The 5,295-nt window shown below is 69.5% G+C and carries 5 protein-coding genes and 2 pseudogenes; 1 reads left to right on the top strand and 6 read right to left on the bottom strand.

Annotated elements, in window-relative coordinates; genetic code table 11:
• A pseudogene (locus Q8814_RS26575) lies at window positions 1-61 on the top strand (hypothetical protein); the annotation flags it as partial.
• A 42-nt stretch (window positions 62-103) separates the two neighbouring features.
• Here Q8814_RS26575 and uvrC read toward each other — a convergent pair.
• The 6 genes and pseudogenes from uvrC to Q8814_RS24205 all read right to left on the bottom strand — a co-directional run.
• Window positions 104-2,095 (bottom strand): annotated as a pseudogene (uvrC, locus tag Q8814_RS24230) (excinuclease ABC subunit UvrC); the annotation flags it as partial.
• A 9-nt stretch (window positions 2,096-2,104) separates the two neighbouring features.
• A complete protein-coding gene (locus Q8814_RS24225) occupies window positions 2,105-2,578 on the bottom strand; it encodes a PH domain-containing protein (RefSeq protein WP_330154517.1) in 474 nt (157 codons plus the stop codon).
• Window positions 2,575-3,057: a 6,7-dimethyl-8-ribityllumazine synthase gene (gene ribH / locus Q8814_RS24220; protein WP_330154516.1), complete on the bottom strand. Its 483-nt coding sequence runs from the start codon at window positions 3,055-3,057 to the stop codon at window positions 2,575-2,577. The genes Q8814_RS24225 and ribH overlap by 4 nt, the downstream gene beginning before the upstream one ends.
• The gene (locus Q8814_RS24215; RefSeq protein WP_330154515.1) at window positions 3,057-4,307 is read right to left on the bottom strand and encodes a bifunctional 3,4-dihydroxy-2-butanone-4-phosphate synthase/GTP cyclohydrolase II; all 1,251 of its coding nucleotides are present in this window, start codon (window positions 4,305-4,307) and stop codon (window positions 3,057-3,059) included. The genes ribH and Q8814_RS24215 overlap by 1 nt, the downstream gene beginning before the upstream one ends.
• A gap of 74 nt (window positions 4,308-4,381) precedes the next feature.
• Window positions 4,382-4,987: a riboflavin synthase gene (locus Q8814_RS24210; RefSeq protein ID WP_330154514.1), complete on the bottom strand. Its 606-nt coding sequence runs from the start codon at window positions 4,985-4,987 to the stop codon at window positions 4,382-4,384.
• Window positions 4,988-5,018: 31 nt separating this feature from the next.
• Window positions 5,019-5,295, bottom strand: a 277-nt coding sequence (locus Q8814_RS24205; protein ID WP_330154513.1) for a RibD family protein, incomplete at its 5' end; no start/stop codon positions are given.

Here is a 5,295-nt window from a genome sequence, read left to right as displayed (position 1 = left end):
GGTCACCGTCGCCGACGACGGCGGCTCCTCCGGTCGGCTCCGTGCCGAACTCGGTGTCATTCCTCCCGGCGACCTGCGCATGGCGCTCGCCGCACTCTCCGCCGACACTCGCCTCCCGCAGCCGGGCCACCGAACCGAAATGGGTGACCAGAGCCTTCCGCCGTGTCGCACCGAGACCGCGCACCCCGTCCAGAGCCGACGCGGTCATCCGCCGGGAACGTTTGCTGCGGTGGAACGTGATCGCGAAGCGGTGCGCCTCGTCGCGGACCCGCTGCAGCAGATACAGCGATTCGCTGGTGCGGGGCAGGATCACCGGATCCGGCTCCCCCGGCACCCAGACCTCTTCGAGCCGTTTGGCGAGTCCGATCACCGCGACGTCGGTGATGCCGAGGTCGTCGAGCACCTCCGCGGCCGCCGCGACCTGCGGGGCACCGCCGTCGACGACGTACAGGTTCGGTGGGTACGCGAAGCGCCTGGGCCGCCCGGTCGCCGGGTCGAGGGCGGCTTCGGGGGCGAGATCGCCGCCCGCGCCGGCCGGTGCTGCCTCGGCGGGCCCGGCTGCGGCCGTGTCGCGCTGGTGCCGCATGAACCGGCGGCGGGTGACCTCGGCGATCGACCCCACGTCGTCCGAGCGGCCGTCACCGGCGGCCTCGCGGATCGCGTAGTGCCGGTAATCGGATTTGCGGGGCAACCCGTCTTCGAACACGACCAACGACGCCACCACATCGGTGCCCTGCACGTGGCTGATGTCGACGCATTCGATTCGCAGCGGCGCCGAATCCAGGTCGAGGGCTTCCTGAATGCCCTGCAGCGCCGCCGAACGGGCGGTGAAGTCGCCGGCGCGGCGCAATTTGTGCTGGGTGAGGGCTTCTTTGGCGTTGCGATGCACCGTGTCGGCGAGGGCCTTCTTGTCGCCGCGCTGCGGCACGCGCAGCCGGACCGGGCCGCCGCGGAGCTTCCCGAGCCAGCGACCCATCTCCTCGGGGTCCGGCGGCAGGGCCGGCACGAGGACCTCCCGGGGCACGGCGGAACCGGCAGGTTCGTCACCGGACGCGGTGGTCCCGTCCGCGACAGCACCGGCGGTGCCGAGCGCTGCCTCCTCCGCGTAGAACTGGGTCAGGAACTGTTCGACGAGCAGCGAGAGTTCTTCGACATCGCCGGTGCCCTCGACGGCGTCGCCGGGCACCGTGCGATCGTCGGGTCGGTCCAGCACGTCCCCGGACTTTTCGACCACCCAGCCGCGCTGGCCGCGCACCCGGCCGCCCCGCACATGGAACACCTGCACGGCCACTTCGAGGTCGTCGCCGGCGAAGGCCACCACGTCGGCGTCCGTGCCGTCGCCGAGCACCACGGCCTGCTTCTCCAGGGCCTTGCGGAGCGCGCCGAGATCGTCGCGGAGCCGCGCCGCGGTTTCGAAGTCGAGTTCTTCGGCCGCCGCCTGCATGCGGAGTTCGACGTCGCGGACGAGTTTGTCGGTGCGACCGGCGAGGAAGTCGCAGAAGTCCTCGACGATCCGGCGATGCTCGTCGGCGTCGACACGACCGACGCACGGAGCGGAGCACTTGTCGATATAACCGAGCAGGCACGGCCGGTCGATCTGGGAGTGCCGCTTGAACACCCCGGCCGAGCAGGTGCGGGCCGGGAAGACGCGCAGCAACAGATCGAGGGTTTCGCGGATGGCCCACGCGTGCGAGTACGGACCGAAGTAGCGGACCCCTTTACGGCGCGGTCCGCGGTAGACGAACAGCCGCGGATAGTCCTCGTTCAGGGTGACCGCGAGCATCGGGTACGTCTTGTCGTCGCGGTAGCGGACGTTGAAGCGGGGATCGAATTCCTTGATCCAGTTGTACTCGAGCTGCAGGGCTTCGACTTCGGTGCGCACGACGGTCCACTCGACGCTGCCCGCGGTGGTCACCATCTGCCGGGTCCGAGGGTGCAGCGACGCGACGTCCGCGAAGTACGAGTTCAGCCGGGAACGCAGGCTCTTGGCCTTGCCGACGTAGACGACCCGGCCGTGCGGGTCGCGGAATTTGTACACCCCCGGCTCCGTCGGGATGGTGCCGGGGGCGGGGCGATATGTCGAAGGGTCGGGCACGGGTCCAGGCTAGTCGGCTCCGCCGACACCCCGGCAGTACCGTGATTCGAGCTCGCGGAACCGCTCGACCGCGGTGACCGCGGTGCCGCCGTCGCGGGCCTGGATGGCGACGACGGGAACGTATTCGTCGTGCGGCAACTCGAGATGCGCCCAGGGGGCGCCGTACGGGAACGTCAGTCCGCGCACCTCGCTCCAGTCGACGTACTTCTCCACGATCACATTCCGCACCGACACCCCGTGCGGACCCACCCGCAGACGGGGTCGGGTGAACAGCAGCACCGCGCCGGAGACGATCACGCCGATGATCAGGATCGCGATCTGATCGACTATGCGCAGGTTCACGCCGCTGTCACCGCCGCTGCGCAGCACGAGGGCGGCACCGATGTGCCCGGCGAAGAGCACCGCGGCCGCGATGATCGCCCAGCGGCTCATCTTGCCGGCGCGGACCTCGAGGTCCCACTCGGTGTCGGTGCCGGCGGTCACCGGGTGCTCTCCCGCAGCCGTCGCAGGGTCACCGCGGTGTCGAGGGCGCCACCGCACGCCTGACCGCACTTGTCTTCGACGGAACCGGGCAGCCCCGCCCGGTCGCGGGCCGGCTGGTCGGTGTCGGTGGTGAGCACTCCGTTGCCGACGGGGGTGCTCTCGTCGAGCGCGATGCGGGTCAGCCCGTACGTCACCGCGTCGCACCCGTACTCGAAATGCGGCGTGCCGCCACGGATCACGACGCCGAGCGCGACGACGGCGTCGTGGGTGCGCGCGAACTGCTGCGCGACAACCGGCAGTTCGATCGCACCGGCGACACGTTCGACGGTGACGTCGGTGATCCCGGCCTCGTCGGCGATGCGCCGCGCACCGGCGATCAGCGCGTCCGAGATCTCGGGGTGCCAGCGTCCGGCGACGATCGCCAGACGCAGACCGCCGGCTTCACCCAGTTGGAGTTCGGGCAGGCCTTCGCCGCTCATCAGGCGTCACCGGCCTCGTACTCGTCGAGCCCGATCAGGTCGTGGCCCATCCGGTCGCGCTTGGTACGCAGGTAGGTGAGGTTCTCGGCGTTGGCACGCAGCGGCATCGGGACGCGCTCGGTGATCTGCAGCCCGTATCCGTCGAGTCCGACCCGCTTGGCGGGGTTGTTGGTGAGCAGCCGCATCGACGAGATACCGAGATCGACGAGGATCTGTGCGCCGATGCCGTAGTCGCGGGCGTCGGCGGGCAGGCCGAGCTGCAGGTTGGCGTCGACGGTGTCGGAGCCGGCGTCCTGCAACTGGTAGGCCTGCAGCTTGTGCATCAGGCCGATGCCCCGCCCTTCGTGCCCACGCATGTACAGCACCACACCGCGGCCCTCGGCCGCGACCATGTCGAGGGCGGCGTCGAGTTGCGGGCCGCAGTCGCAGCGCAACGAGCCGAACACGTCGCCGGTCAGGCACTCGGAATGCACCCGGACCAGGACGTCCGAGCCGTCGCCGTCCGGGCCGGCGAGGTCGCCGAGCACGAGCGCGACGTGTTCGACCTCGTCGTAGATGCTCTGGTATCCGACGGCGGTGAAGTCGCCGTGCCGGGTGGGGATGCGGGCCTCGGCGACACGCACGACATGCTTCTCGTGCTTGCGACGCCACGCGATCAGGTCGGCGATGGAGATCAGGGCCAGTTCGTGTTCGTCGGCGAACACACGGAGTTCGTCGGTGCGGGCCATCTGGCCCTCGTCCTTCTGCGACACGATCTCGCAGATGACGCCGGCGGGCCGCAGGTCTGCCATCCGGGCGAGGTCCACCGCCGCCTCGGTGTGGCCGGGGCGACGCAGCACGCCGCCTTCCTTCGCGCGCAGCGGCACCACGTGCCCGGGGCGGGTGAAGTGCGCCGCGGTGCTGTCCGGGTCGGCCAGCAACCGCATGGTCGTGGCCCGGTCGGACGCGGAGATACCGGTGCCGATGCCGTCCTTGGCGTCGACGGTGACCGTGTACGCGGTGCCGTGCTTGTCCTGATTCGTGCTGAACATCGGGGGGAGCCCGAGCCGGTCGCAGTCGTCCCCGTCGAGCGGGACGCACAGATACCCGGACGTGTAGCGCACCATGAACGCCACGAGTTCGGGGGTGGCCTTCTCGGCCGCGAAGATGAGGTCGCCCTCGTTTTCACGGTCTTCGTCGTCGACCACGACGACCGCCTTGCCGGCGGCGATATCGGCGACCGCGCGCTCGATGGTATCGAACCTCGTCACTTGCCTGGGCTCCAAATCTTCTAAACGGACGACTCGTGCTTGGCGTCCACTGTCGGGTTCCACCCTACGACCCGTCACCGGGCGTTCTGCAGTCGCTCCACATACTTGGCGATCACATCCACTTCGAGGTTGACGGTGGTGCCGGGTTCCGCGGCGCCGAGCGTGGTCAGCGACAGCGTGGTGGGAATGAGCGAGATTTCGAACCATTCGTCGTCGCGGGCCCCGCCGAGCGCCGACACCGTCAGCGAGACACCGTCGACGGTGATGGAGCCCTTTTCGACCACGTAACGGGAGATGGTGGCGGGCAACGAGATTCGAACGACCGTCCAATTGTCGGAGGGGGTGCGTGAGAGCACGTGGCCGGTGCCGTCCACATGACCCTGCACGATGTGACCGCCGAGGCGGCTGTTCACCGCCGCGGCGCGTTCGAGGTTGACGCGACTGCCCACCGCCAGCCGTTCGAGGCTCGACCGGTTCAGTGTTTCCTGCATCACGTCGGCGGTGAACGTGTCGGCGCCCTCGACGTCGACGACGGTCAGGCACACCCCGTTGACGGCGATCGAGTCTCCGTGCTTGGCGTCGGAGGTCACCACCGGCCCCCGCACGGTGAAGCGGGCGGCATCCGCGAGATCTTCGCGCGCCACGATTTCACCCAGTTCTTCGACGATGCCGGTGAACACGTTCGGCTCCTTCACTCCGGCCGGGACCGGGTCACATGTCCCGTTCCGGGACGAGGGTCATCAATACGTCGGCGCCGACCGTTTCGACGCGCTCCCGACGAAACCGTAGCGCCTGCGCGATGGTGTGAACGCCCGCATCCTCGACCGCGGCCTGCCCGGCACCGAGCACCACCGGAGCGATGTAGGCCTGGATGCGGTCCACCCGGCCCGCGGCGAGAAAGGCCCCGGCCAGTCGCGGACCCCCTTCGACGAGCACGTCGGGGTGGTCGGTGAGAGCGTCGAGAACCTCGTCGATGTGGTGGGTGCGC

The sequence above is a fragment of the Rhodococcus chondri genome, assembly GCF_036327435.1.
In the GTDB taxonomy this organism is placed as follows: Bacteria; Actinomycetota; Actinomycetes; order Mycobacteriales; family Mycobacteriaceae; genus Rhodococcus; species Rhodococcus chondri.
This window is presented reverse-complemented; position numbering and strand designations above follow the sequence as displayed.